Source organism: Pseudomonas peli, assembly GCF_050563605.1.
Lineage (GTDB): Bacteria > Pseudomonadota > Gammaproteobacteria > Pseudomonadales > Pseudomonadaceae > Aquipseudomonas > Aquipseudomonas peli_A.
This window is the reverse complement of record NZ_JBNXUH010000385.1, coordinates 1-277: the sequence shown is the minus strand read 5'-3', so window position 1 is coordinate 277 and position 277 is coordinate 1. Positions and strand designations below refer to the sequence as shown.

Annotated in this window: 1 protein-coding gene; it reads right to left on the bottom strand. The window is 39.8% G+C overall.

Annotation, left to right across the window (positions count from 1 at the left end; all coding sequences use genetic code 11):
* The coding region (locus ACQ4LH_RS22050; protein WP_430699027.1) for a hypothetical protein at positions 1-226 on the bottom strand (226 nt) is incomplete at its 3' end.
* Between the last annotated feature and the right edge of the window lie 51 nt (positions 227-277).

The window sequence follows — 277 nt, the reverse complement described above, 5'->3', positions numbered from 1 at the left end:
ATTCTCTTTCTTCTTCATTTTCTTTTTTCTTTCTCTCTTCCCCACTCCTTTTCCATATATTCTTTGTGCAGTGTCTTTCTCTTATACACATCTGTCGCTTCCTTCCTCTCTCCTCTTGTTTTTTTWTTWWTTTTTCTCTTTTTTTTTTTTTTCTTGCTGAAGCCGGCCTACGTGCTCTCTCCTTTCTTCTCTTTGCCTCTTCTCTTTTTGTATTATATAGCTTCATCCGACCTGCCAAAGCCGGTCAGCACTCCAGCGTTAGGTCTTGGTCTTACAG